The sequence below is a fragment of the Streptomyces sp. HNM0645 genome (assembly GCF_030056615.1).
Lineage (GTDB): Bacteria > Actinomycetota > Actinomycetes > Streptomycetales > Streptomycetaceae > Streptomyces > Streptomyces marianii.
In genome coordinates, this window is record NZ_JASHLT010000009.1 from 142,633 (window position 1) to 166,476 (window position 23,844).

At 73.1% G+C, this 23,844-nt stretch carries 16 protein-coding genes and 2 pseudogenes; 7 read left to right on the plus strand and 11 right to left on the minus strand.

What is annotated here, in order from left to right; translation table 11 throughout:
- The first annotated feature begins 11 nt into the window (after nt 1-11).
- Together QMZ92_RS08170 and QMZ92_RS08175 are read left to right on the plus strand one after the other, a co-directional pair.
- Nucleotides 12-1,481, plus strand: a complete 1,470-nt coding sequence (locus QMZ92_RS08170) for an aldehyde dehydrogenase family protein (protein WP_283296557.1) — start codon at nt 12-14, stop codon at nt 1,479-1,481.
- A 247-nt stretch (nt 1,482-1,728) separates the two neighbouring features.
- A complete protein-coding gene (locus QMZ92_RS08175; protein ID WP_283296558.1) occupies nt 1,729-3,309 on the plus strand; it encodes a GMC family oxidoreductase in 1,581 nt (526 codons plus the stop codon).
- 242 nt (nt 3,310-3,551) lie between these two features.
- Here the strand turns inward: QMZ92_RS08175 and QMZ92_RS08180 are convergent, their stop codons facing one another.
- The 5 genes from QMZ92_RS08180 to QMZ92_RS08200 form a co-directional block, all read right to left on the minus strand.
- Nucleotides 3,552-5,771 carry an NADP-dependent isocitrate dehydrogenase gene (locus QMZ92_RS08180; protein ID WP_283296559.1) on the minus strand — a complete coding sequence of 740 codons (2,220 nt, stop codon included), beginning with the start codon at nt 5,769-5,771 and terminating at the stop codon, nt 3,552-3,554.
- 115 nt (nt 5,772-5,886) lie between these two features.
- The gene (locus tag QMZ92_RS08185; RefSeq protein ID WP_502962010.1) at nt 5,887-8,490 is read right to left on the minus strand and encodes a SpoIIE family protein phosphatase; all 2,604 of its coding nucleotides are present in this window, start codon (nt 8,488-8,490) and stop codon (nt 5,887-5,889) included.
- A gap of 20 nt (nt 8,491-8,510) precedes the next feature.
- Nucleotides 8,511-10,583: a SpoIIE family protein phosphatase gene (locus QMZ92_RS08190; RefSeq protein WP_283296561.1), complete on the minus strand. Its 2,073-nt coding sequence runs from the start codon at nt 10,581-10,583 to the stop codon at nt 8,511-8,513.
- A 168-nt stretch (nt 10,584-10,751) separates the two neighbouring features.
- Entirely contained in the window at nt 10,752-11,729 is a 978-nt protein-coding gene (locus QMZ92_RS08195; protein ID WP_283296562.1) for an SAM-dependent methyltransferase, read from the minus strand.
- 387 nt (nt 11,730-12,116) lie between these two features.
- Nucleotides 12,117-12,299 carry a hypothetical protein gene (locus tag QMZ92_RS08200; RefSeq protein WP_283296563.1) on the minus strand — a complete coding sequence of 61 codons (183 nt, stop codon included), beginning with the start codon at nt 12,297-12,299 and terminating at the stop codon, nt 12,117-12,119.
- A gap of 225 nt (nt 12,300-12,524) precedes the next feature.
- Between QMZ92_RS08200 and QMZ92_RS08205 the strand changes: the two genes are divergently transcribed.
- Together QMZ92_RS08205 and QMZ92_RS08210 are read left to right on the plus strand one after the other, a co-directional pair.
- Nucleotides 12,525-13,547, plus strand: coding sequence for a zinc-dependent alcohol dehydrogenase family protein (locus QMZ92_RS08205; RefSeq protein WP_283296564.1), 1,023 nt, complete (start codon nt 12,525-12,527; stop codon nt 13,545-13,547).
- 86 nt (nt 13,548-13,633) lie between these two features.
- Nucleotides 13,634-14,716 carry an NAD(P)/FAD-dependent oxidoreductase gene (locus tag QMZ92_RS08210; protein WP_283296565.1) on the plus strand — a complete coding sequence of 361 codons (1,083 nt, stop codon included), beginning with the start codon at nt 13,634-13,636 and terminating at the stop codon, nt 14,714-14,716.
- 159 nt (nt 14,717-14,875) lie between these two features.
- On the opposite strand, the gene QMZ92_RS08215 is transcribed toward QMZ92_RS08210, so the two are convergent.
- Entirely contained in the window at nt 14,876-17,443 is a 2,568-nt protein-coding gene (locus tag QMZ92_RS08215; protein WP_283296566.1) for a SpoIIE family protein phosphatase, read from the minus strand.
- A 231-nt stretch (nt 17,444-17,674) separates the two neighbouring features.
- Here QMZ92_RS08215 and QMZ92_RS08220 point away from each other — a divergent pair, with 231 nt between their 5' ends.
- Both QMZ92_RS08220 and QMZ92_RS08225 read left to right on the plus strand, forming a co-directional pair.
- Nucleotides 17,675-18,172 carry a peptidylprolyl isomerase gene (locus QMZ92_RS08220; RefSeq protein ID WP_283296567.1) on the plus strand — a complete coding sequence of 166 codons (498 nt, stop codon included), beginning with the start codon at nt 17,675-17,677 and terminating at the stop codon, nt 18,170-18,172.
- Nucleotides 18,173-18,822: 650 nt separating this feature from the next.
- Nucleotides 18,823-19,173, plus strand: coding sequence for a WhiB family transcriptional regulator (locus QMZ92_RS08225; RefSeq protein ID WP_283296568.1), 351 nt, complete (start codon nt 18,823-18,825; stop codon nt 19,171-19,173).
- A gap of 136 nt (nt 19,174-19,309) precedes the next feature.
- Here QMZ92_RS08225 and QMZ92_RS36300 read toward each other — a convergent pair.
- The 4 genes and pseudogenes from QMZ92_RS36300 to QMZ92_RS08240 form a co-directional block, all read right to left on the minus strand.
- Nucleotides 19,310-20,047 (minus strand): annotated as a pseudogene (locus QMZ92_RS36300) (iron-containing redox enzyme family protein); the annotation flags it as partial.
- 197 nt (nt 20,048-20,244) lie between these two features.
- Complete coding sequence (locus QMZ92_RS08230) at nt 20,245-20,706, minus strand: SRPBCC family protein (protein WP_283296569.1); 462 nt, start codon at nt 20,704-20,706, stop codon at nt 20,245-20,247.
- Nucleotides 20,707-20,818: 112 nt separating this feature from the next.
- On the minus strand, nt 20,819-21,199 hold the full coding sequence (locus QMZ92_RS08235) for a VOC family protein (protein ID WP_283296570.1): 381 nt from the start codon (nt 21,197-21,199) through the stop codon (nt 20,819-20,821).
- A gap of 144 nt (nt 21,200-21,343) precedes the next feature.
- A complete protein-coding gene (locus QMZ92_RS08240; protein WP_283296571.1) occupies nt 21,344-21,664 on the minus strand; it encodes a DUF6480 family protein in 321 nt (106 codons plus the stop codon).
- A 371-nt stretch (nt 21,665-22,035) separates the two neighbouring features.
- Here QMZ92_RS08240 and QMZ92_RS08245 point away from each other — a divergent pair, with 371 nt between their 5' ends.
- Nucleotides 22,036-22,791 carry a VOC family protein gene (locus QMZ92_RS08245; RefSeq protein ID WP_283296572.1) on the plus strand — a complete coding sequence of 252 codons (756 nt, stop codon included), beginning with the start codon at nt 22,036-22,038 and terminating at the stop codon, nt 22,789-22,791.
- Between the two features lie 123 nt (nt 22,792-22,914).
- Here the strand turns inward: QMZ92_RS08245 and QMZ92_RS08250 are convergent.
- Nucleotides 22,915-23,844 (minus strand): annotated as a pseudogene (locus QMZ92_RS08250) (DUF1996 domain-containing protein); the annotation flags it as partial.

Here is a 23,844-nt window from a genome sequence, read left to right on the forward strand (position 1 = left end):
GGTGGCCCCACATGCCCGAGCTCTTCATCGGCGGTACCTGGACCGCCGCGGCCGGCGGGCGGAAGCGGGAGATCCGCTGTCCGGCCGACGGCACACTGGTGGCGACCGTCGACGAGGCGGGACCGGAGGACGTCTCCGCCGCCGTTGCCGCCGCCCGGGACGCTTACGACAGCGGCCCCTGGCCCCGCACCCCGGCCGTCGAACGCGGCGAACTGCTGCTGCGAACCGCCGCCCTGCTGGAGCGCGACAAGGCCGAACTCGCCCGCGCCGAGTCGCTGGACACGGGCAAGCGGCTGGTGGAGAGCGCATACGACATGGACGACATCGCCAAGTGCTTCCGCTGGTTCGGCCATCTCGTGGCGGCGGGCGGCCACGACCGGGTCGTCGACGCCGGACTGCCGGACGTGGACAGCCGGGTCGTCCACGAGCCCGTCGGGGTCTGCTCGCTGATCACTCCGTGGAACTACCCGCTGCTCCAGACGTCGTGGAAGGTCGCCCCGGCCCTCGGCGCCGGCAACACGTTCGTCCTGAAGCCGAGTGAACTGACCCCGCACACCGCGGTGATGCTGATGCGGCTGCTCACCGAGGCGGGGCTGCCCGACGGCGCCGCCAACCTGGTGCTGGGCGCGGGCGGTGCCGTCGGGGCTCCGCTGACCGAGGACCCCAGAGTGGACATGGTGTCGTTCACGGGCGGCCTGGTCACCGGCCGTCGCATCATGGCGGCCGCAGCGCCGACGGTGAAGAAGGTGGCGCTCGAACTCGGCGGCAAGAACCCGAACGTGGTGTTCTCGGACGCGGAGTTCGAGGCGGCGGTGGACTACGCGGCGACGGCCGTCTTCCTGCACTCCGGCCAGGTCTGCTCGGCCGGGGCACGCCTACTGGTGCAGGAGGGTCTGCACGACGCGTTCGTGGCGGAGGTCGTCAAGCAGGCGGAGTCCATCAGGCTCGGCGGGCCCTTCGACGACGACGCCCGCGCGGGCCCTCTGATCTCCGCCGGGCACCTGGAGAAGATCGAGGCGTACGTCGCAGCCGGTCTCGCCGAGGGCGCGGTCCTGCGCTGCGGTGGTTCCCGACCGGACGACCCGGAGCTCGCCGACGGCTTCTACTACCTCCCGACGGTGCTGGACGAGTGCACCCCGGACATGACCGTGGTGCGCGACGAGTCCTTCGGCCCGGTACTGACCGTGGAGCGGTTCCGCGACGAGGAGGAGGCTGTGGCGCTCGCCAACGACACGGTCTACGGGCTCGCGGGAGCCGTCTGGACCGGGGATCCGGCGCGGGCCCACCGGGTGGCTTCGAGGATGCGGGCCGGCACGGTGTGGATCAACGACTTCCATCCGTACGTCCCGCAGGCGGAGTGGGGCGGGATGAAGCAGTCCGGGTTCGGCCGCGAACTCGGCCTGGCCGGCCTGGCCGAGTATCTCGAGGCCAAGCACATCTGGCGCAATCTCGCACCGCGCCCGCAGAGGTGGTTCGCATGACGGCGTACGCGCGACGGGCCCCGTACCCCAGGGACCCGTCGGGCCCGGGCCGCCGCGACGACTCTTCGACCGCGGAACGGGGGTACGGGCCGGAGCCCATTCGTCCGGCGCCACAAGACGGGTGTGCTCGCCGAGCACGCGTACGAGTCCGCGCCGACCGTTGGTCCGGCGGCTCCTGACGAGTCCTCCAGGCACGCCCGGACGCGTCCGGACACGGCCCGACGGCTCCCGACGACCTGGAGATGCCATGGCCTCACCTCTGTCCGCGCCGGAGTTCGACCACGTCGTCGTGGGCGGCGGCACGGCCGGCTCCGTCGTCGCCGCCCGGCTCAGCGAGGACCCGGACGTCAGCGTCTGCCTGCTGGAGGCCGGCCCCTCGGACGTGGGCGACGACAACATCCTGGTGCTGGAGCGCTGGATGGCCCTGCTGGAGTCCGGATACGACTGGGACTACCCGGTCGAACCGCAGGCGAACGGCAACAGTTTCCTCCGCCATGCCCGGGCGAGGGTCCTCGGCGGCTGTTCGTCGCACAACTCCTGCATCGCGTTCTGGGCGCCCGCGGAGGATCTGGACGAGTGGGCGGCGGCGGGCTGCACCGGCTGGAGCGCCGCGGACTGCTTCCCGCTGTACCGGCGGCTGGAGAACAACGACGCGCCCGGCGAGCACCACGGACGTTCCGGCCCGGTGCGGCTGCGGACGGTAGCTCCGAGGGACCCCTGCGGGCGGGCCCTGCTGGAGGCCTGCGCCGAGGCGGGCATCCCGACGACTCCGTTCAACGCCGGCACGACGGTGGTACGGGGCGCCAACTGGTTCCAGATCAACGCCCGCCCGGACGGGACCCGTTCGTCCGCGTCGGTGTCGTATCTGCACCCGGTGCTCGCCGACCGGCCGAATCTGGAGGTGCGGACCGGGGTACGGGCACGGCGTCTGCTGTTCTCGGCCGACGGCCGGTGCACGGGTGTCGAGTACCTGGAGCCGGACACCGTCCACACCTCCGTGGTGACCGCCCGTGGTGAGGTGGTCGTGGCGTGCGGGGCGATCGACTCGCCCAAGCTGCTGATGCTGTCGGGCATCGGCCCGGGAGGACATCTGCGGGACGTCGGGGTCGACGTCCGGGTGGACGCCCCCGGCGTCGGCTCCCATCTGCAGGACCACCCGGAGGGAGTGATCATGTGGGAGGCGAAGCGGCCCATGGTCACCACCTCCACCCAGTGGTGGGAGATCGGCATCTTCGCGGACACCGTCCCCGGCCTGGACCGCCCGGACCTGATGTTCCACTACGGTTCCGTGCCCTTCGACCTGAACACCTACCGGCAGGGCTACCCCACGTCCGACAACGCCTTCTCGCTGACGCCGAACGTGACCCGGGCCCGCTCGCTGGGGACGGTCCGGCTGCGCAGCCGGGACTTCCGCGACAAGCCGTTGGTCGACCCCCGGTACTTCACCGACGAGCACGACATCCGCGTGATGACGTACGGGCTGCGGCTGGCACGGGACATCGTCTCCCGCACGCCGATGAGGGACTGGGCCGGTGCGGAGCTCGCCCCCGGGCCCGGCACCACGAGCGACGACGAGTTGTTCGCCTACGTGCGCGCGACCCACAACACCGTCTACCACCCTGCGGGCACGGTGCGGATGGGCGGCGACGACGATCCGGGATCGCCGCTCGACGCGCGCCTGCGGGTCAAGGGCGTACGGGGCCTGCGGGTGGCCGACGCCTCGGTGATGCCACTGCTCACCACGGTCAACCCGTGCATCACGACGATGATGATCGGCGAGAAGTGCGCCGACATGGTCAAGGCCGACGCCGACGCGGGGAACGGCTGAGCGGGCTCCGGCGGGGGCGGCGGTCCCGTAAGCGCCCCGGGCGGACGCCGGCCGGCACCGCCGCGGCGCCGGGGAGGACGCCGGACACCGCGAGGTTCCCCGGCGCACGCGGAGCGGGCCCCGCTGCGGCTCCCGGGGCCGCCAACGGGTCCGCCCCGTCCGGTGGTCGTGCACCGGACGGGGCGGAGGGCCGCCGGGACGAGGGCGTCCCCGCGCGGGAGGACGCCCCTGCTCCCCAGGGTTCAGCCGAGGGTCGCGAGCGCCTGGTTGAGGGTCTGCGACGGGCGCATCACCGCCGAGGCCTTGGCCGCGTCCGGCTGGTAGTAGCCGCCGATGTCGGCGGGCGAGCCCTGCACGGCGATCAGCTCGTCGACGATGGTGCCCTCCTGCTCGGTCAGCGTCTTGGCCAGCGCGGCGAACGCCTCGGCGAGCTGGGCGTCGTCGGTCTGCCTGGCCAGCTCCTGGGCCCAGTAGAGCGCCAGGTAGAAGTGGCTGCCGCGGTTGTCGATGCCGCCGAGACGACGGCTCGGCGACTTGTTCTCGTTGAGGAAGGTGCCGGTCGCACGGTCGAGCGTGTCGGCCAGGATCCGGGCGCGGGCGTTGCCCGTCGTGGTGGCGAGGTGCTCGAAGCTGACCGCGAGCGCCAGGAACTCGCCCAGGCTGTCCCAGCGGAGGTAGTTCTCCTTGACGAGTTGCTGGACGTGCTTCGGCGCGGAGCCGCCGGCGCCGGTCTCGAACAGTCCGCCGCCGTTCATCAGCGGGACGACCGACAGCATCTTGGCGCTGGTGCCCAGCTCCAGGATCGGGAACAGGTCGGTCAGGTAGTCGCGCAGCACGTTGCCGGTGACCGAGATGGTGTCCTCGCCGCGGCGGATGCGCTCCAGCGAGAAGCGGATCGCGTCGACCGGGGCCATGATCTCGATCTGCAGGCCCTCGGTGTCGTGCTCCGGCAGGTACCGGCGGACCTTCTCGATCAGCCGGGCGTCGTGCGCGCGGCCCTCGTCGAGCCAGAACACGGCCGGGTCGCCGGTGGCGCGGGCGCGGGTGACGGCGAGCTTGACCCAGTCCTTGATCGGTGCGTCCTTGGTCTGGCACATGCGGAAGATGTCGCCGGCGCTGACGGTCTGCTCGAGCACGGCGTTGCCGTCGGTGTCGACGACGCGGACCGTGCCGGTGGTCGCGACCTCGAAGGTCTTGTCGTGGCTGCCGTACTCCTCGGCCTTCTGGGCCATCAGACCGACGTTCGGGACGGAGCCCATGGTCGCCGGGTCGAAGGCGCCGTTGGCCCGGCAGTCGTCGATGACGACCTGGTAGATGCCCGCGTAGCTGCTGTCCGGGATGACGGCGAGGGTGTCGGCCTCCTGGCCGTCCGGGCCCCACATGTGGCCGGAGGTGCGGATCATCGCCGGCATCGAGGCGTCGACGATGACGTCGCTCGGCACGTGCAGGTTGGTGATGCCGCGGTCGGAGTCGACCATCGCCAGGGCGGGACCCTCGGCGAGCTCGGCCTCGAAGGACGCCTTGATCGCGTCGCCCTGGGGGAGCGACTCCAGACCCTTGAGGATGCCGCCGAGACCGTCGTTCGGGGTCAGGCCGGCCGAGGCGAGGGCCTCACCGTGCTCGGCGAAGGTCTTCGGGAAGAAGGCCCGCACGACGTGGCCGAAGACGATCGGGTCGGAGACCTTCATCATCGTGGCCTTGAGGTGCACGGAGAAGAGCACGTCCTCGGCCTTGGCGCGGGCGACCTGCTCGCCGAGGAACTCGCGCAGCACGGCCACGCGCATCACGGACGCGTCGACGACCTCGCCGGCGAGCACCGGGACCGACTCGCGCAGCACGGTGGTGCTGCCGTCGTCTCCCACGAGCTCGATGCGGAGAGTGCCGTCCTCGGCGATGACGGCGGACTTCTCGGTGGAGCGGAAGTCGTCGCCGGTCATGTGCGCGACGTTGGTCTTTGACTCGGAGGTCCAGGCACCCATGCGGTGCGGGTGGGCCTTGGCGTAGTTCTTGACCGAGGCGGGCGCGCGGCGGTCGGAGTTGCCCTCGCGCAGCACGGGGTTGACCGCGCTGCCCTTGACCTTGTCGTAGCGGGCGCGGATGTCGCGCTCCTCGTCGGTCTTCGGGTCGTCCGGGTAGGCGGGCAGCGCGTACCCCTGCTCCTGCAGCTCGGCGATCGCGGCCTTCAGCTGCGGGATGGAAGCCGAGATGTTCGGCAGCTTGATGATGTTGGCGCCGGGGGTCTTGGCCAGTTCACCGAGCTCGGCGAGGGCGTCGTCGACGCGCTGGCCCTCCTCCAGGTACTCCGGGAACTGGGAGATGATCCGCCCCGCCAGCGAGATGTCCCGGGTCTCCACGGCGACTCCGGCCGTCGAGGCATACGCCTGGATCACCGGCAGGAACGAGTACGTCGCCAGGGCCGGGGCCTCGTCAGTGTGTGTGTAGATGATGGTCGAGTCACTCACCGGGTGCTCCGCTCTCCACGTCTGCAACATTGCTCGACATCAAGATATCTCGGTGCGGCTCCCCTCTCGACAGTGGCCCGCCCCACAGCCGGCGGACTACCGCCGGCCCACGGTCTCACGGTGAGTGGCCGGCGAGGACGAGGGGCAGGGGCTGCTCGGACCAGACGGTCTTCCCCTCTCTGGTGTAGCGGCTGCCCCAGCGGCGCGAGAGCTGGGCGACGAGATACAGACCGCGGCCTCCCTCCTCCGACGTCCGGGCCCGGCGCATCCTGGGCTGGGTGTTGCTCGGATCGGAGACCTCGCAGGTCAGCGCGTCGGTCCGGATCAGCCGGAGGCGTACGGGACCGCCGGCGTAGCGGATGGCGTTGGTGACGAGCTCACTGGCGATCAGCTCGGTGGTGAAGCCGAGTTCGTCGAGGTCCCAGCGGGTCAGCTGCTCCAGGACCAGGTGGCGCGCGTCCGAGACGACGGCGGGATCGGCGTCGAGCAGCCAGGTGGCGGTGGAACTTGCGGGCACCTCGCGGGTACGGGCCAGCAGCAGCGTGACGTCGTCCCTCAGCCGGCCCGGCGGGAGGTCCGCCACGATGTCGTGGCGGGCGTGGCGCAGCGGCCGCTCCACCACCTCCGCACGGATCAGCCGGTCCGCCAGGTCCCGCATGCCCTCATCGATGTCTCCCTCCCCGCGTTCGATCAGGCCGTCGGTGTAGAGGGCCAGGACACTGCCCGGCGCCAGATCGCGCTCGACGGCCTCGAAGGGCCAGCCGCCGACACCGAGCGGCGGGCCGGGGCTCACGTCGACCCAGTCCACGGTGCCGTCCGGCGCGACGACCGCGGGCGGCGGATGCCCGGCGCTCGCCATGACGCAACTCCGGGCCACCGGGTCGTAGACGGCGTACAGGCAGGTGGCGCCGGCCGGACCGCCGGGAAGGGGGATGCCGGTGTCCCCGTTGCCCGGCTCCTCGCTCTCGGCCTCGGCGGCGACCTGGAGGACCAGGTCGTCCAGGTGCGCGAGCAGTTCCTCGGGTTCCAGGTCGAGATCGGCCAGCGCCCGTACGGCGCTGCGCAGCCGCCCCATCATGGCCGTGGCGTGCAGTCCGTGACCGGCCACGTCACCCACGACCAGGGCGACCCGGGCCGAGGACAGCGGGATGACGTCGAACCAGTCTCCGCCCACGCCGCTGTCGGCGTCGGCCGGCAGATAGGCGCCGGCCGCCTCCAGCGCGGGCCGCTCGCAGGTCGCGGGCGGCAGCAGGCTGCGCTGGAGGCCCACGGCGGTGCGGCGCTCCTTCGTGTAGCGGCGGGCGTTGTCCACCGCGAGCGCGGCCCGTGCGGCGATCTCCTCCAGCAACGCCAGGTCGTCCAGGTCCAGGATCGGGCGGTGCGCGGTGCGCCAGACCAGGAGCCTGCCGAACATGACGCCCCGGGCGCGCAGCGGGGCGGCCATCGCCGAGTGGGCGCCCGGTACGGCGGCCGTCCACTCCGGCGCACCGCCCGGGGGCACAGCGTCCCGGCCGAGTCCGGTGACCAGCACACCGCGGCCGTCGCCCGCGAGGTCCCCGGGGTCCCGCCCGTCAGGGGCGTCGATCGGTTCCACGTGTGCCGTGCCGGTCCGCGGTACGCCGGCCTCCGCCCCGGCGACGGCCATCCGCAGCAGCACCAGCGTGTGCCGGCCGTCCGCCGGCGGTTCGCCGCCCGTCAGCACGGTCTCCGCGAGGTCCACGGCGGCGTGGTCCCCGAGCGCGGGTGCCAGGACCTCCGCCAGGTCCTCGACGGTGCGCATGACCGAGAGCGATCCGCTCAGCGCCTCCGTGGCGCGGTACAGGAGCTCCAGCCGGCCGCGGGCCCGCTGGTGGTCGGTGACATCGGTGAAGACCGTCGCCACGCCCATCGCGCGGCCGTCGGACTCCAGCAGCCGGAACGCCGAGAAGGACAGTTCCCGGCCGCCCAGGGGGTCGGCCAGGGTGCGCACGGCGGTGCTGAAGCCGATCAGCGGGGCGCCCGTACGCAGGACCTCCCTCAGCTGTGCGTCGATGGTGTCGGCGTCCTCGGCGCGGAGGAAGTCCCCGAGGCGCCGGCCACCGAGATCGACGGGCACGCCCGTATAGGGCAGCAGGTGGGTATTGGTCCGAAGCAGCCGCAGTCCGGCGTCGAAGAGGGCGAGCCCCACCCGGCCCTGGAGGAACAGCTCCCGGGTGAGGGCGCGGTCCTGCCGCCACCGCACGAGAGCGTCGGCGGGCGCACCGACGACCAGGAAGCGGGCCGTGCCGTCGCCGCGGCCCGGGTCGAGGGGAAGAACGCCGAAGCCGACCTCCAGGTCGTGTCCGGCGCCGTGCCGGAGCGTCACCCGGCCCTCCCAGCCCGCCGGCGGGTCCGATGCCTGCTCTCCCCGGCCGGTGGCCGTCGTGCCGGCCGGATCCGGCGCCTCGTCCCGTTTCGGCACGCCGGTCCGCTGCGAGAGCAGGGCCTCCCAGCCGCCCACGTCTGCCAGCAGCTCCCGTACGGGCCTCCCGCAGACGTCCGCGGACCGCCGGCCGAGCAGCACCTCGGCGGCCGGCGTCAGGGCCACGACGGTACCGGCGCCGTCCAGCAGTGCCGCCGCTGTGCCCGCGACGGCGAAGGGGTAGTCGTCGCGGTCGGCGCCGGTGGCGTCCGCACGGGGGGCGTCCACCCGCCGCAGCGGCCGTTCTCCCGGTCCTCCGGGGCCTGCGGGGGGCCACATGTCCGGGAACGACGCCGGTGTCACCGCGCCGCCCGCCGCCGGGAGCGTCTGGCCAGCAGTAGCGCCACGTCGTCGCGTGGCGCCGAGGGCAGCAGCCGGGAGAGGACACGGTCGCAGGTGTCCTCCAAGGGCAGGTCGAGGTACCGCAGCGCCATGGCGAGTTCCCGCATGCCCTCGTCCAGGTCCCTGCCGCGGGCCTCGATCAGCCCGTCCGTGTAGAGCACCAGCAGGGCGCCGGGTGCCAGCGGCACCCTCTCGGTGCGGAACTCCGCGCAGCCGGTGCCCAGCGGCGTACCGGGAGAGCAGTCGAGGAAGGCGACCGCGCCGTCCGGGGCGACCACGGCCGGGGGCGGATGGCCCGCCCGGGCGATCAGGCAGTCCCCGGCCACCGGGTCGTGGACGGCGTACACGCACGTGGCCATCTCGTTCTCCCCGAGATCGGCCACGGCGGCGTCGAGTGAGTGGAGCATCCGGGCCGGGGGGACGTGGTGCCGTGCCAGCGTCCGCACCACGGTGCGCAGCTGTCCCATGACCGCCGCCGCGTGGATGCCGTGCCCCATCACGTCGCCGATGACGAGTCCGGTCCTGCCGTCGGGCAGGGCGATCACGTCGAACCAGTCGCCGCCGACCTCGTGGTCGCTGGCGGGCAGATAGCGCCCGGTGAGCTCCAGCCCGGTCACCTCCGGCAGCGCGGCGATCGACAGGCTGCGCTGGAGGGTGAGGGCCGCTTCCCGCTGGCCGGTGTACATGCGCGCGTTGTCGATGTTGAGCGCCGCCCGGGCGACCAGCTCGTCGATCAGCACCTTGTCCAGCTCGTCGAACGGTTCGCGGTCCCGGGTACGGGTGAGCACCACGGCGCCGAGGGCCTTGCCCCGGGCGACCAGCGGCACCAGGCGCGCGGAGCGGATGCGGGCGCCGAAGTACCCGCGCAGTCGCTCGCCCCCGGGGCCGGGGAACAGCGTCGGCAGATCGCTGCGGAAGAGGTCCATGGGCCTGCCGTCGGCGATGACCCGCTCGTACACCGAGCCGAGCGGGACCTGGTAGGTGGTGCCGGCGACGAGAGCCTCGGTGGGAGCGTCCGCCTCGGGGAACACGGCCGCCATCCGGCGCACCATGCCCTTGCTGGACTCCGTGGCCTCGTCGGGGCCGAGGACCTCCTCCAGCAGCTGGACGTCGGCCGAGTCGGCGATCTCCGGCACCAGCATCTGCACCACCTCTTCGGCGGTCCGGCGCAGGTCCAGGGTGGTGCCGATGCGTGCGCCGGCGTCCGCGAGCAGCGCGAACCGCCCCTCGGCCCGGCGGGCCTGGGACCGGGCCTCCTCCTGGTCGCTGATGTCGATCAGCGAGGCGATCAGCCCCAGCCGGCGCCCGGTGATGTCGAGGAGCGGGGCGAAGGAGCAGGACCACATGCGGTCGCGATCGGGCTCGGCGGGGGTACGGCCGGCGCCCCGTACGTCGACCATCGCCTCGCCCCGCTGCAGGACCTCCCGCATCAGCGACTCGAGGACCTCGACGTTGACCCCGGGGACGACCTCGGTGGGCCGCTTGCCGAGATGGCCTTCCGCGGGCACGCCGTTCATCCGGGCCAGCGCTTCGTTGACGCGCAGATAGCGCAGGTCGGGGCCGAGCATCGCGAGCCCGATGGGCGACTGGGTGAACAGGCCCTCCATGGCCGCCAGTGAGTCCCGCATGCGCAGGACGGCGGAGGTCTCGACGGCGATCGCCATGACTCCCGTCTCGCCCTGCGGGTCCGCCGCGGGGCAGATCCACATCTCCATCGCCACGAAGTGTCCGTCTCGATGGCGAACGGGGAGGGTACCGACGACCGTCTCACCGGCCAGAACGCGCTGGGCGAGCTGCTCGGCCAGCTCCTGGTTGCCCTCCGGGACGAGTACCTGGTTGGCGTCGCGGCCGAGCAGGTCCTCCGGCGAATGGCCGAGGACGTCCCGGGCCGCCAGCGACCACTCGACGATGCGTCCGCCCGCGTCCGTCCGCCAGAGCGCGACCGGCAGCAGCTCGCGCAGCACACCCGCGTACCCGACCACTGCCAGGGGCTGGTCGGGCAGCTTGCTGATCGGCTCGTGAATGTCCACGCAACCGCCTCACCCCGGGGAGCGGGTGCGCAGCGCGGACCGGGAACTCCCCGGCGACTCCGGATGAGCGCTGCTCGCCCAGCACCGGTGCAGCCTTTCGGGTGCATTTTCTCAGGAATCACCCTATCCAAGGCACCGGAACCGGCAAACGAGGGTGCGGTCCGGGGCTCAGACCTTCTCGAAGACCATCCGCAACGCGGTGTAGCGGCGCTCGCGCAGGAACTTCAGCGCGGTGCGCTGCTCCCTGATGATGTCGGCGACCGCGTCCTCCCCGATGAGCTCGGCGCCCCTGGCCCGGTTGGCCTGCGCCCGCTCCAGCCAGCTCGCCACGGTCCTCACACCGTCGTCGGGGTCGCTGCGCACCTCCGGGATCCGGAACAGGCCGCGGGCCGCCTCGGTGAGCTCGCCCCGGGTCGGGAGGAACACCTCGGGGAAGACCTTGCGGGAGGCGTGCATTCCCTCACGGACGTTGTCGAATCCGTCCCGGACGTCCTTCAGAGCCGTCCGGATCCGCCCGCCGCCGTTCCCCTCGTGCCCGGCGGGACGGCGCGGCGGGAGCACCAGGGAGGTGAACCAGCCGCCGCTGTTCCAGGCATTGGCCTGGAGGGAGACGCGCCCGCCGGGCCGCAGCCAGGTGTGACAGCGCTCGAAGAACGTGCGGTAACTGGCCACGCGCTTGCGCCGCAGCATGGTCGTGCCCGCGAAGTGCTCGATCGCCTCGATCGCGATGATCGCGTCGTAGGGGGCGTCCGGCTCGTGGTCGAACCAGTTCTCGGCCAGGATCTCGCAGTTCGGCCAGCCTTTCTGGCGGACCCACGCCGCCTGGCCCGGGCTCATCGTGAGCCCGACGGCATGGCCGACGCCGTGGTTCTCGACCAACCGCTGCAGGAGACTGCCCCAGCCGCAGCCGACGTCGAGCACGCGGCCGGCGCCCACCGCCCGCGCCGCCTCCACGTGGTGGTCCAGCTTGCGGAGCTGTGCCGACTCGAGAGTGTCGCCGTCCTCCCACATGCCGTAGGAGTACACGAGTTCGGGGCCGAGCGTCAGCCGGTAGAACTCACCCAGGAAGTCGTACTGATGAAGGATCGCCTCTGACGAGGTGCCTTTGTACGCGGACGTTCTTCTCGACCCGATCAACGCGATCACCTGCCTGCCTGTCGATTCGGCGGAGTTCCGACGGCCGCGGGCGGGCCGGATCGGGAACGGCGGCAGCCGTTCGGAGGAGGTGTGCACGCAAGACGGTTCCCGGACGCCCGGGTCGCATCTGAGGACCGCGCTGATCAAGGACGTCGACCCGTCGACGGCCCGGACCGCGTTCGCGGAACGCACCTTCCCATCACATTAACGGTGTGCCGTCGAACCGGCACGCTGAGCGATCGACCGCGGCCCGTCGGGGGAGCGGCACGCGGCGCGCGCCGACCGGGCCCGCCACCGCTGCGGGAGCCGCGCCCTCGGCGCCTCCAGCCGCCGACCCCCGGGACGCCACGGCGGGCGTTCCGGCCGGAGCCGGAACGCCCGCCGCCACAAGGCCGTCTACGGCAGCCGGCTGCCGGTGGGCACGCCTTCCCCGGCCTGTCGCCTGGTCCTGAGAACGTCCCCCGCACCGCCGCGTGCCCGGCGGCGCCCGGTCATCTCCGGCGCGACATCCATGATTTCCCTGTCGAGCTCTTCCTCGGCCTTGGGAACGGGCTTCCCGTGCTGCCTGGCTCGCTTCATGGCGACCTCCTTCACTGCGTGAGGCTTATGCGCCGTTGGCTACCCGGTCGCGGCGCCGTCATACGTACGCGTCACCGTCGAGTGGGATGCCACTAGGAATAAACCACAGAACCGTTGCCGGGGCCTGCCGGACGTCCCCACCCGTCCGGCCGCGCCGCCCGCCGATACGATGTGTCCTGTCCCGGCGGTACGGCAGGAGAGGTCCAGCGGTACGGCAGGAGAGCGATGACGGCACTCCCGGCTTCAGGCACGACCCACGCCTGGGTGGTCGAGCACCCCGCGCCGATCGCCTCGGGTCCGCTGCGCCGCGTCGAGCGGGAGATCCCCGAACCCGGTCCCGGCGAGTTGCTGCTCGGCGTCCTCGCGTGCGGTGTCTGCCGTACGGACCTGCATCTCGCCGAGGGCGACCTGCCGCCCCGGCGACCACGTTGCACTCCGGGCCACGAGATCGTCGGCGAGGTGCTGGCCGCAGGCCCGTCCGCCGGCGGATTCGCTCCCGGTGACCGGGTGGGCGCGGCCTGGCTGGCGGGAACCTGCGGACGGTGCCGCTGGTGCCGGACCGAGCGGGAGAACCTCTGCCCCGCCTCGCGCTACACCGGCTGGGACGTCCACGGGGGGTTCGCCGGGCGCACGGTCGTGGACGCGCGGTACGTGTACGAGCTGCCTGAGGGCCTGCCGGACGAGGACGCGGCCCCGCTGCTGTGCGCCGGGATCATCGGCTACCGGGCCCTGGAGCGCGCCGAGCTGCCGCATGGCGGGCGGCTAGGCGTCTACGGCTTCGGCGCCGCCGCCCATCTGACCGCCCAGCTCGCCGTGGCCCGGGGCGCCGAGGTCCATGTCGTCACCCGTTCGCCGAAGGCGCGGCGGCTGGCGCTGGAGCTTGGCGCCGCGTCCGCCCGGCCGGACGCCCCTCCGTGCCCCCTGGACTCCGCGATCCTGTTCGCCCCCGCCGGGACCCTCGTGCCGAAGGCGCTCGAGGCCCTGGACCGGGGCGGGACCCTGGCGATCGCCGGCATCCACCTGACCGACGTACCGCCGCTCGACTACGAGCGGCACCTGTTCCACGAGCGCACCGTGCGCAGCGTCGCCGCCAACACCCGGGAAGACGGCCGCGCCTTCCTCGCCGAGGCCGCGCGGGTGCGCCTCGCCGTGCGGGCCGTGCGCTATCCGATGCGGCAGGCGGACCGGGCGCTGGCAGACCTGGCGGCCGGGAGGGTCACGGGTGTGGCCGTGCTCGTACCGCAGTGAGTCAGACGGATCGCGACAGCGGGGCCCCTTTGCCGAAACGGCAAGAAGCATTGCTTCGCCGTCCGGAGGGGTCGCAGGGTGGCGCCATGAACGAGACGAAAGAGCGGGATCTCGCGGAACTGGACGTCGTGGTCGTGGGGGGCGGCGCCGCCGGGCTGTCCGCCGCGCTGACCCTGGCCCGGGCCAGGAGAACCGTGCTGGTGGTCGACTCCGGGGAGCCGCGCAACGCCCCCGCCGCCGGAGTCCACGGCCTCCTCGGCCGGGAGGGGATGCCCCCGGGTGAGCTGGTGCGGACCGGGCGGGAGGAGGTCGGCCGGTACGGCGGGACGGTCGTGTCGGACACGGTGACGGGCATCGGCCGGGACGGCGGCCGCTTCGTGGTGGAGACCGCGAGCGGCGGCGGCCACCGGGCAAGGCACCTGCTGGTGGCCTCCGGTCTGGTCGACGAGCTGCCGGGCGTTCCGGGCCTGCGCGAGCGCTGGGGCCGGGATGTGCTGCACTGCCCGTACTGCCACGGGTGGGAGGTGCGGGACGAGCCGATCGGGGTGCTGGCGAGCGGTCCCGCGGCGGTGCACCAGGCGCTGCTGTTCCGGCAGTGGACGCCGGACGTGACCCTGTTCCTCCACACCGCGGAAGACCCGGCCGAGGAGCAGTGGGAGCAGCTGGCGGCACGTGGCATCGCCGTGGTCGACGGCGAGGTGACCGGTCTCTCGGTCGAGGACGACCGGCTCTGCGGGGTGCGGCTGGCATCGGGCCGGCGGGTGCCGGTCCGGGCACTGGCGGTGGGCCCGAGCTTCGCGGCACGCGGGGATCTGCTCGCCGGACTCGGCGTGACGACCGCCGAACACCCCATGGGCGTGGGCCGTTACGTGGAGTCCGACGCACGGGGGGCGACGGCCGCCGAGGGGGTGTGGGTGGCGGGCAACGTCACCGACCTCATGGCGAGCGTCGCCATGGCGGCGGCGTCGGGAGCCCAGGCGGCCATGGCGATCAACGCCGAGCTCGTGGCCGCCGACACCGCCGCGGCGGTCGCGGCTCGCCGTTCGACGGCCCGCGCTCCGGAGGCGTTCGGCACGGCGGCCGAGGCGGCGGCCTCCGAGCGCGTCCTCGGGGAACGCCGTCACGGGCTCGGATCCCTGCTCGGCGGGGGTCGCGGCGGAGCGGGGTGAGGGCGGCCCGGCGGAGCCGGGCGGGGCGGCCGGGGCGAGCCGGGGCGGCCGGGTGAGGGCGGAGCAGTCGGGGACCGTCCGACGAGGATCCGGGCAGGGCGCACACTGGCCGGCCCAGGGCAGGTGCGGGGGCAACCCGACGCGGAGAGGTTCGGCGGGTCAGGAGCGGGCCAGCACCGGGTCGTCCGGGAGGCCGGTCGAGTCGCCGACACCGGGGCGCGGGCGTGAGGGCACCGGGAGGGCCTGCTCCGTCCAGATGGCCTTGCCGTCCTGGCTGTACCGCGTGCCCCAGCGCTGGACCAGCTGGGCGACGATGAACAGTCCGCGCCCGCCCTCGTCGTCGTCGGCACTGTGGCGGAGATGGGGCGCGGTGTGGCCGGCGTCCGTCACCTCGCACACCAGGGTGCGGTCGTGGATGAGCCTCAGGTGCAGCGGCCCTTCGGCGTATCTGACCGCGTTCGTGACCAGCTCGCTGGCGATCAGCTCGGTGGTGAAGACCAGTTCGTCCAGCCCCCAGGACCGCAGCCGGTTCGCGACGAACTCGCGCGCGCGGCCCGCGGCGACCGGTTCCGCCGGCAGGCTCCAGACGGCCACCCTGCGGTCGTCCAGCTCCCGGGTCCGCACCAGCAGCAGCGCGGTGTCGTCGTTGGTGGTGCCGTCGGGCAGCAGGTCGGAGATGGCCCGGTCGCACAGGTCCTCCAGGGAGTCCGCGGGATCCGCGCCCCCTGCGAGGACGTGCGCCAGGGTCTCCAGCCCCTTGTCGATGTCCCGGTCGCGGGCCTCGACCAGACCGTCCGTGAAGAGCGCGAGCAGACTGCCGACGGGCAGCTCGATCTCCAGGCACTCGAAGGGCAGCCCGCCGAGCCCCAGCGGAGGTCCGGCCGGCAGGTCGGGGAAGCTGACGCGCCCCCCGGGTTCGACGACCGCCGGCGGCAGGTGCCCGGCGCGCGCCATGGTGCAGCTCCGCGACACGGGGTCGTAGACGGCGTACAGGCAGGTGGCACCGGCCGCGACGTCCTCGTCGCCGGTGAGCGCGCCGAGAGCGTCGGCGCTGTCCTGGGCCGACTGCCCGACGAGGTCGTCGAGCCGTTTGAGGAGTTCGTCGGGCGACAGGTCCAGGGGCGCCAGCGCCCGTACGGTCGTGCGCAGCCGGCCCATGGTGGCCGCCGCGTGCAGGCCGTGGCCCACCACGTCGCCGACGACGAGGCCGACGCGAGTCCCGGACAGCGGAATGACGTCGAACCAGTCGCCGCCGACCCCGCTGAGGTCGTCCGTGGGCAGATAGCGGTACGCCAGGTCGACTGCCGAGTTCGACGGGAGGTGCTGGGGCAGGAGCTGCCGCTGGAGGGCCAGTGCCGACTCCCTCTCCCGGGTGTAGCGACGGGCGTTGTCGACGGACACGGCGGCGCGGGCGACGAGTTCGTCCGCCACGGCGACGGCCCCGCGGTCGAAGAAGCTCCGCCGACCGTCGCGCACGAACGTGACGAGCCCCAGCACACCTCCCCCGGCGCGCAGGGGAACGACCAGGGTGTCGTCCTCCAGCACGAGCCCGCCGGAGGCGAGGCTGCGGTGCTGGGGCGAGCCCTCCGCGTACCTCACCGGCCTCGGGAGGCTGCTCCGTTCCTTCGGAGTGCCACCGGCCCGCCCGTCGGCGGTGGCGTGGGCGGAGGGTTCGGGGCCCGGGGCCCCGGAATCCGGAGCCCCCGCCGGACGGGAGGCGGCGCGGAGCAGATCCGACGCCCCGGCCCCCGTACCGCCCGGCATCTCGCCCTCCAGTACGGCGGGGGCCAGGTCCACGTCCACGCGGTCGGCGTACTCCGGCACGGCCACCGCGGCGAGTTCGCCGGCCGTGACGAGCACGTCCAGGGTCGTTCCGACGCTGCGGCCGGCCTCGACCAGCAGGTTCACCTGGCGCTGCGCCTCGTAGCGGTCGGAGATGTCGAAGGCGTCCTCGCACACACCGAACACATGGCCGTTCGCGTCCTGCAGCCGGTAGTAGGAGCAGGACCAGAGGTGTTCCTCGCCCGGATCGCTGGGCTGCTCCGCGCGGAAGTGCAGGTCGAGGAACGGCTCACCGGTGTCCAGCACCTGACGCATGACCGCGTGGAGCGTCTCCGGGTAACCCGGGGTGACGAACCTGCCTCTGGGGTAGAGCTCCTCGGCGAGCTCGCCGCGGGTCTCCGCGAGCGGGCGCCCGATCTCCCGCTCCGAGGCGGCGTTGCACCAGACGAGTCGGAGGTCGACGTCGTATATCGCGAACCCCAGGGGCGACTCGGTGGCGAGCCCCTGGAGCATGGCGAGACGGGACTCCCATTCCCTGAGCCGGTCGCGGTCGGCCACCACGACGACGCGCTCCGCCTGCCCCGTCCCGGAGAGCAGGCAGACGGCGGTCACGAGCCGCATCCGGTGGCCGTCCCGGTGGACGGCGGCGTGCACGTCGTGCTCGGGAAAGGGCGGGACCAGGGGGCTGCCGCCCGGACCGGAGGCCCGGCCGGCTGCCGCCCGGCGTTCCGGTGCGGCGCCGGGACCGGGTACGCCGTCGGGCCCCAGGATAACGGCGACGGACCGTCCGATGATCTCGTCGGTCCGGTAGCCGAGCAGATCCTGCGCCGCTTGGCTCCAGCCGATGACGACGTCACGCTCGTCGAGCACGAACGTGGCGGCACTCGTGACGTCGAGCGGTCCGCGGAAGTCGGCGTCCTCGGTCGCCTTTCTCGCGTTGTCCATGACGCCCTCACCCGCCGGCTTCGTCAGGTCCAGAATCCGCCTGATGCTGACCCTGCGCAACCGATCGGACCGGCTGCGCGGCCGCTCCGCCGTATTCGGTTCCGGATGCATACGAACAGGTGAGCGGCGAGGTGGTGACGGACCGCTACGAGTCGCCCCCGGTGCGGACACGCACCTGGTCGGAGGGGTCTGGTGTGAACTCCCACGAGCACGGATGACAGCATGGGCCCCATGAGTAACGACGTTTTCTTCGACATCACCATCAACGACGAGCCCGCCGGGCGGATCGCCTTCACGCTGTTCGACGACGTGGTCCCCAAGACCGCGCGGAACTTCCGTGAGCTCGCCACCGGCGAGCACGGCTTCGGCTACGAGGGCTCCGGCTTCCACCGCGTCATCCCCGACTTCATGCTCCAGGGCGGTGACTTCACGGCCGGCAACGGCACGGGCGGCAAGAGCATCTACGGCGACAAGTTCGCCGACGAGAACTTCCAGATCAAGCACACCAAGCCCGGTCAGCTGTCCATGGCCAACGCGGGCCCGAACACCAACGGCTCGCAGTTCTTCATCACGACCATCGTCACCGACTGGCTGGACAACAAGCACGTCGTGTTCGGCGAGGTCGTCGAGGGCATGGACGTCGTGAAGCGGATCGAGTCCCTGGGGTCGCGCAACGGTGCCACCCAGGCGAAGATCACCATCGCCAAGTCGGGCGTCGTCGAGGGCTGAGCCCCGGCCGTAGCCGTCCCGGCCCCGGCAGCGGTCCCGACCCGCCGGGGCGGGGTGGCGGCGCGCCTCGTCCGCCGACCGCCCCCGTACGGACGGGCACCGGTCCCGCGTGCGCCCCGGTCCCGCGTCGGTCCCCGCACTCGGACGGCGAACTCCCGTGGCCCGTCCGCCCGTCCGCCCGTCCGCCCCGGCGTGTCCTGTTCCGCCGCGGTGAGGCATTCGGTCCGTCCGTGCCCCACGACACACCCCCGGCGTGCCCGGCAGGGGCGTCGTCCCGCTGCGGGGCGCCTCAGCGAGGACGGACCCCGCTGCCGAGCCAATCGCCGTTCGGGCAGCCCCGGTTCGACCGCCTGGCGGGCGGCCGCCGGACCGCCGGCTCGGGCGGTCACCGCGGACGCCTGCCCCCAGGGACCATCCGGGGGACGAGCCCGCCGAACCGAACCCCGTGGGCGGCGTGTTGACGGGTCGGGGAAGCAGGCGTGTCGCGTTCGGCCAGGGGCACGGCGGCGGAGCGCCGACCTGCGGGACGACCTCGGCGGGACGGCATCGGTCGAGGACCGGGAGGGGTGCCGTGGTACGGAGCACGCACGTCCGCTTGGTGCGACGGGCGCGGGGTACCCGGGGACGACACCCGAGGGAGAGGACGTCCGATGACGGATGTGTCGCGCCTGCCCGGCGCAGCGAACCACCACTGGGACTGGCAGCTGCGCGCCGCCTGCCGGGGCGAGGACAGCAGTCTGTTCTTCCATCCGCCCAACGAACGCGGCGAGGCCCGGGACGAACGGGAGAGGAGGGCCAAGCGCGTGTGCGGTCTGTGTCCGGTGCGCAGCTCCTGTCTGCGCCACGCCCTGGAGACCCGTGAGCGGTTCGGCGTGTGGGGCGGACTCGGCGAGCACGAGCTCCGGACGCTGCTCGGGCCCGCCAGGGGCGCGCCGGAGGAGCCCGGCGAGCGGCAGATCGAGCGGGGCGACCGGGGCACCGTGTGCCGCCCGGCCGCCTGAGAGCAGGCGGTGCCTCCGGTCCGACCGTCCGGGCATCCGGGCACTTGGCACCGGGGCATCCGGCGCCGAGGCGCCCGGTCGCCGCGCGCGCACTGCCCCGCCCGGACGTCCGGGGCCCCGCCCCGGCCATCCGCCGCGACGCCGGCGGGGACGTGATCTCGACGGTCGCGAAGTGGCCGACCAGACAGCCTCGGAGCGCGCGGTGCAGCCCGAACAGCGACATGACGGTCACCGTCGCGAGCATCGGCGCGGGCGCCGAGTCGACACAGCGACCGTACGCGGTGTCCAGCCCCAGGTCCTCCATGAGGGCGGCGAAGAGCCGGGCATGGATCCGGTCCGCCCGGCCGCCGCCGTACTCGTCGAACTCCACGGCGGCCATCCCCGCCTTGGCCCGCCCCCACAGCCTCGGCAGCACCCAGGCGTGCGGGTCGGCCTCCTTGAGGTGGTAGAGGGACCGCTGGGCCGCGAGTTCCCTCAGCTGCCACAGTTCTCCCTCGCGCCGCAGATGGTGCGATATCGAGGCGCCTTGGGCCGGCTCGACCAACAGCCCCGCCACGGCCTCGTCCACCGTCTCGTGGCGGGTGGCGTCCCTCCGCAGGGCCGAAAGGAACCGGTCCTCCAGAGCGCGCCGCACCCCGAGCAGGCCCGGATCCCACTCCAGGGCGGGATCCACCCCGGAGAAGCCTCGGTAGTGGAGCTCGTAGCAGAGGCAGAGGGCGAGCTGAAGATCGTCGCCGTACGGGTCGGGCCCGGCGGCGACCGGGGCCGCGGGAGGCGGCGTTTCCCCGATGAGGCGGCCGATGACCGCCTCGGAGAGCATGCCCCGCGGCTGCGGCAGCGCCGGCGCCCGAAGGTCGGCCGCCGTGTCACTCATGTCCCACGTGTACCCACTGTGCCTGCCTTCGCTTCTCGGCCGACGGGAAGGAGCGGGCCGCTGACTTTCCGATCGGGCAGTCGCCTCGGGACAGCCGGCCCGTGGCTTCACCGGCTCGATGCACCGGCTGCGGGCCGAGGGAAGGACCGGAGTCCCGACCGGGGCGCCGGGGTGGGCGGGTCAGGTGGTGGGGCGGGTCAGGTGGTGGGGCGGATACGTCCGCGCCAGGCCCCGGACTCGTCACCCCGGCCCTCGATGAAGTCCTTGAAACGCCGCATGTCGTCCTTCACCCGCCGGTCGATCAGTCCGGTCACGGCCGCGGTCCTCTCGGCGGCTCCGGTCGGTTCGACGTCCATCACCAGCTCCACGCGGGTGCGCGTGTCGTCCAGGCGCTGGAAGCTGACCGTGCCCTTCTGCCTGGTGTCACCGCCGGTGGTGCGCCAGGTGATGCGCTCGTCCGGGAGCTGGTCGACGATCTCGGTGTCGAACTCCCGGTGGACGCCTCCGATCGTGGTGGTCCAGTGGTTGTGGCGGTCGTCGAGCTGCTTCACCTCCTTGACGCCCTCCATGAAGTTCGGGAACTCCTCGAACTGCGTCCACTGGTTGTAGGCGGTGCTGACGGGAACGTCGACCTCGACGGATTCCCTCACCGTGCTCATGACTACGACTCCTCTCGTCCGGCGCCGTGCGGGAGGTGGCCGCCGCACGAACGGGCACGCCCGACACGTACCCAGTGCCGGCGGAGCTACCGCCCCGCCACCGGGGACCGGGCTACTCGCGGGCCCGCAGCAGGAAGGAGTGGCCTGCCGGGTCGGACAGCAGCCGGGCCTCGCGCGGGGTTCCCCGGCCGGCCACGTCCATCGGGGTCGCCCCGAGGCTCACGGCCTCCCGCTCCGCCTCGTCCAGGTCCCCCGGGCCCAGCAGGACCAGCAGATGGGCCTGCTGGGCGTCCTCCGGGCGGGGCCAGCTCGGGGGCGTCAGTCCATGGTCGCGCTGGAACCCCAGTACGGTACCGTCCTGGCCGACGACCTCGAAGAGATCCGGGTCGGACGTCCTCCGCACCTCGGCGCCGAGCAGCGCCGCGTAGAACTCGGCGAGCGTCTCCGGCTCGGCGCAGTCGAGGGCGAGCATCGCCGTCTTGGGAACCGCCATCTTCCCTCCCCTTCGGCAGGACTTCACGGATGGGTACGGCGGGTACCCCCTATCCCAACCCTCAGTCATGGCAGGGCAGTCGGTACGCCGAGCCGGACGGGCGGCGGGACGCGGGCGGGACGCACCGGCCGTGGTCCGGGCCGCTCACAGCATCAGGACGAGCGCGTACGCCAGGAAGAACGCCGCCACCAGCAGGACGATCGCGCAGACTGCGACGAGCGCGACCTGGGCCCAGCCGACCCTTCGCACCGGCGACATCGACCTCGGTGCCGTCGACGTGGAGAACGGTCGATCGCCCGTCGGTGTCCTCATCGCCCGATCGGCCTTGACCAGCCAGTCCTCCGGCGCGGGGACGATCTCCGCACCGCCGTCCCGCAGTGCCTGGACCACCTCGTCGACGTCCTCGCTCCGGATGCAGACCCCGGTTCCGGGGCCCGGATCCGTGCCGTGCCGTCCTTCAGGCACGTCGAATCCGGGACGTCCCCGCGGGACCTTCACCTGGGACCCCGCAAGCCCGGGAGTCCGCATGCCCGGGCGCCCTCAGCGGGCGCGGCTCATCCGGGCGGGTACCCGTGCCGGTGCGCCCCACGCGCCCGGCGTGGGCAAGCGGCCGGTACCCGGCACACCGCACCGGCTCCGCGGCGCGGCAGCCCGGGTTCCTCACGGATCGGCGGGCCCCGGTCACTCGAGGTGACACGGCCCGGCGCGGGCCGGTCGAGCGGAGTAGCGTGAGAACTCCAGTCTCGCGTGTCCAGACTCGCGCGAAGTGGAGATGGGCGGCTGTCGTGTCTACGTCAAGTCATGCGCTGTTCGGCGCTCCGTGCTGGGTGAGCCTCATGGCTCGTGACCTCCCGGCGGCGGAGGAGTTCTACTCGAAGGTGCTCGGGTGGGCGTTCCGTCCAACACGGCTGGGCGAGGAGTTCTCCGTCGGCTTCCTCGACGGCACTCCGGTCGCCGGTATCGGGGCGCTCGCGGACAGCCTCGCGGTCGCCGTGGCGTGGACGCCGTACTTCGCGGTGGACGACGCGGACGCGACCGCGGCCCGCATAAACGAGCGCAGTGCCACGGTGGCCGTGGGCCCGCTCAGCTTCGGCACCGGCCGGGCGGCGCTGGCCGCGGACCGCGACGGCGCCGTGTTCGGCATCTGGCAGGGCAAGGCCATCCCCGACTGGAGCATGGGGACCGACAAGGCCCCGGCCTGGCTGGAACTGCGGACCCGCGACGCCTTCGAAGCGGCGATCTTCTACGCCGAGGTACTGGACTGGGCCTGCGCACAGCCCGGTTGCTGCCAAGTCGCCTACGAGGAAGACCACGTCGTCCTCCGCCACCAGGGGGACGTGGTCGCCCGGATCACCGGCGGGGCGGCCGGCGAGGCCCCCGATCCGCACATCCGCCCCCGCTGGCACGTGTACTTCTACGTGCCCGACGTGGACTCCGCCGTCCGTACGGCAGTCGGCCTCGGCGGTCGGATCGCCGCACCGGCCCGACCGGCAGCGGCGGAGGACTGGGTCACCCTCTTCGACCCCGACGGCGGACTGTTCACCGTCACGTCGAACAATCCGGTGCCGGCGGCTGCTTGTCCCCTGCGCTGAGCCCGCCGTCCCCCGTCCGACGGGACGGGGCCGGGGGCCGCGGGGCGCGGGGCGCGGGCGCCCGCAACGACCTGGCCGGCCCCGTGTCGACGGGACCGGCCAGGACCGATGTGCGGGGCCGCGTCAGTGACGGCGTGCGGCCGCGCGCTGCGGACGACGCGTACGGAGCAGCAGGACTCCCGCGACGAGCAGCACACCTCCGGCCGCCGACGGCCAGAGCTGGGCACCCGTCTCGGCGAGCCCGCCGCCCTGTCCCGCGGCCACGGGCCGACCGCCGCCGTTGGGCTCGGGATCGTTCTCCCCCGCGTCCTTCGTGGCCTCGGCGGTGGCGGTGGGTTTGCCGTCGCCCGCACCGGCGGCCTGCGACGAGCCGTTCGAACCGGCGGACGAACCGGCGAGGACTTCGGGGTCCTTCTCGTCACCGCCGCCCTGCGGGACGTTCGGCTCCCCTGAACCGTCGTCGCCGGCCCCGGCGCCGTCCTGACCGGCACCGTCCTGACCGGCACCGTCCTGACCGGCACCCGCGGCAGCGCCGGGCTTGTCGTCCCCGCCGGGTGCAGCGGGTGCGTCCTGACCGCCCGCTCCACCGTCGGCGGGCGGGGTGTCCCCGCCGGGGTTCTGAGGCTTGCCGGGTGCGTCGGGAGCGTCCTGACCGCCCGTCGCACCGTCGTTCGGCGGGGCCGGGTCAGCGGGGTTCTCCCCGTTGCCGGCGTCACCGCCGTTGCCGTCACCGTTGTCACCGCCGCCGTTGTCACCGCCGCCGTTGTCACCGCCGTCGGCGGGAGGTGCGCCCGCACCGCCCGGACCGCACTCGCGGCCCTCGTTGATGCAGCTCACCAGCTCCTCCATCAGGTTCTCGTCGAAGACGTTGATGAAGTCGCCGTGGTCGGTGATGGGCTTGTGCAGCTGCTCCGGGAAGGAGTCGACCGCGAAGACGCTCGGGTTCTCCCCGTCGAAGACCGGCGGCGGCACGTCGTAGACGATGCGCTGCACGAGCTGCGGAATGGCCCGGAAGCCGTTGGGGCAGGCGCCGTTCGCCTGGGCGAAGGCGAC

Excerpts from the sequence above, each read along its gene's own strand:
- QMZ92_RS08170 (WP_283296557.1), top strand. The coding sequence starts at position 12 with ATGCCCGAGCTCTTCATCGGCGGTACCTGGACCGCCGCGGCCGGCGGG.
- QMZ92_RS08175 (WP_283296558.1), top strand. The coding sequence starts at position 1,729 with ATGGCCTCACCTCTGTCCGCGCCGGAGTTCGACCACGTCGTCGTGGGC.
- QMZ92_RS08185 (WP_502962010.1), bottom strand. The coding sequence starts at position 8,490 with ATGTGGCCCCCCGCAGGCCCCGGAGGACCGGGAGAACGGCCGCTGCGG.
- QMZ92_RS08200 (WP_283296563.1), bottom strand. The coding sequence starts at position 12,299 with ATGAAGCGAGCCAGGCAGCACGGGAAGCCCGTTCCCAAGGCCGAGGAA.
- QMZ92_RS08205 (WP_283296564.1), top strand. The coding sequence starts at position 12,525 with ATGACGGCACTCCCGGCTTCAGGCACGACCCACGCCTGGGTGGTCGAG.
- QMZ92_RS08210 (WP_283296565.1), top strand. The coding sequence starts at position 13,634 with ATGAACGAGACGAAAGAGCGGGATCTCGCGGAACTGGACGTCGTGGTC.
- QMZ92_RS08215 (WP_283296566.1), bottom strand. The coding sequence starts at position 17,443 with ATGGACAACGCGAGAAAGGCGACCGAGGACGCCGACTTCCGCGGACCG.
- QMZ92_RS08220 (WP_283296567.1), top strand. The coding sequence starts at position 17,675 with ATGAGTAACGACGTTTTCTTCGACATCACCATCAACGACGAGCCCGCC.
- QMZ92_RS08225 (WP_283296568.1), top strand. The coding sequence starts at position 18,823 with ATGACGGATGTGTCGCGCCTGCCCGGCGCAGCGAACCACCACTGGGAC.
- QMZ92_RS08230 (WP_283296569.1), bottom strand. The coding sequence starts at position 20,706 with ATGAGCACGGTGAGGGAATCCGTCGAGGTCGACGTTCCCGTCAGCACC.
- QMZ92_RS08235 (WP_283296570.1), bottom strand. The coding sequence starts at position 21,199 with ATGGCGGTTCCCAAGACGGCGATGCTCGCCCTCGACTGCGCCGAGCCG.
- QMZ92_RS08245 (WP_283296572.1), top strand. The coding sequence starts at position 22,036 with ATGGCTCGTGACCTCCCGGCGGCGGAGGAGTTCTACTCGAAGGTGCTC.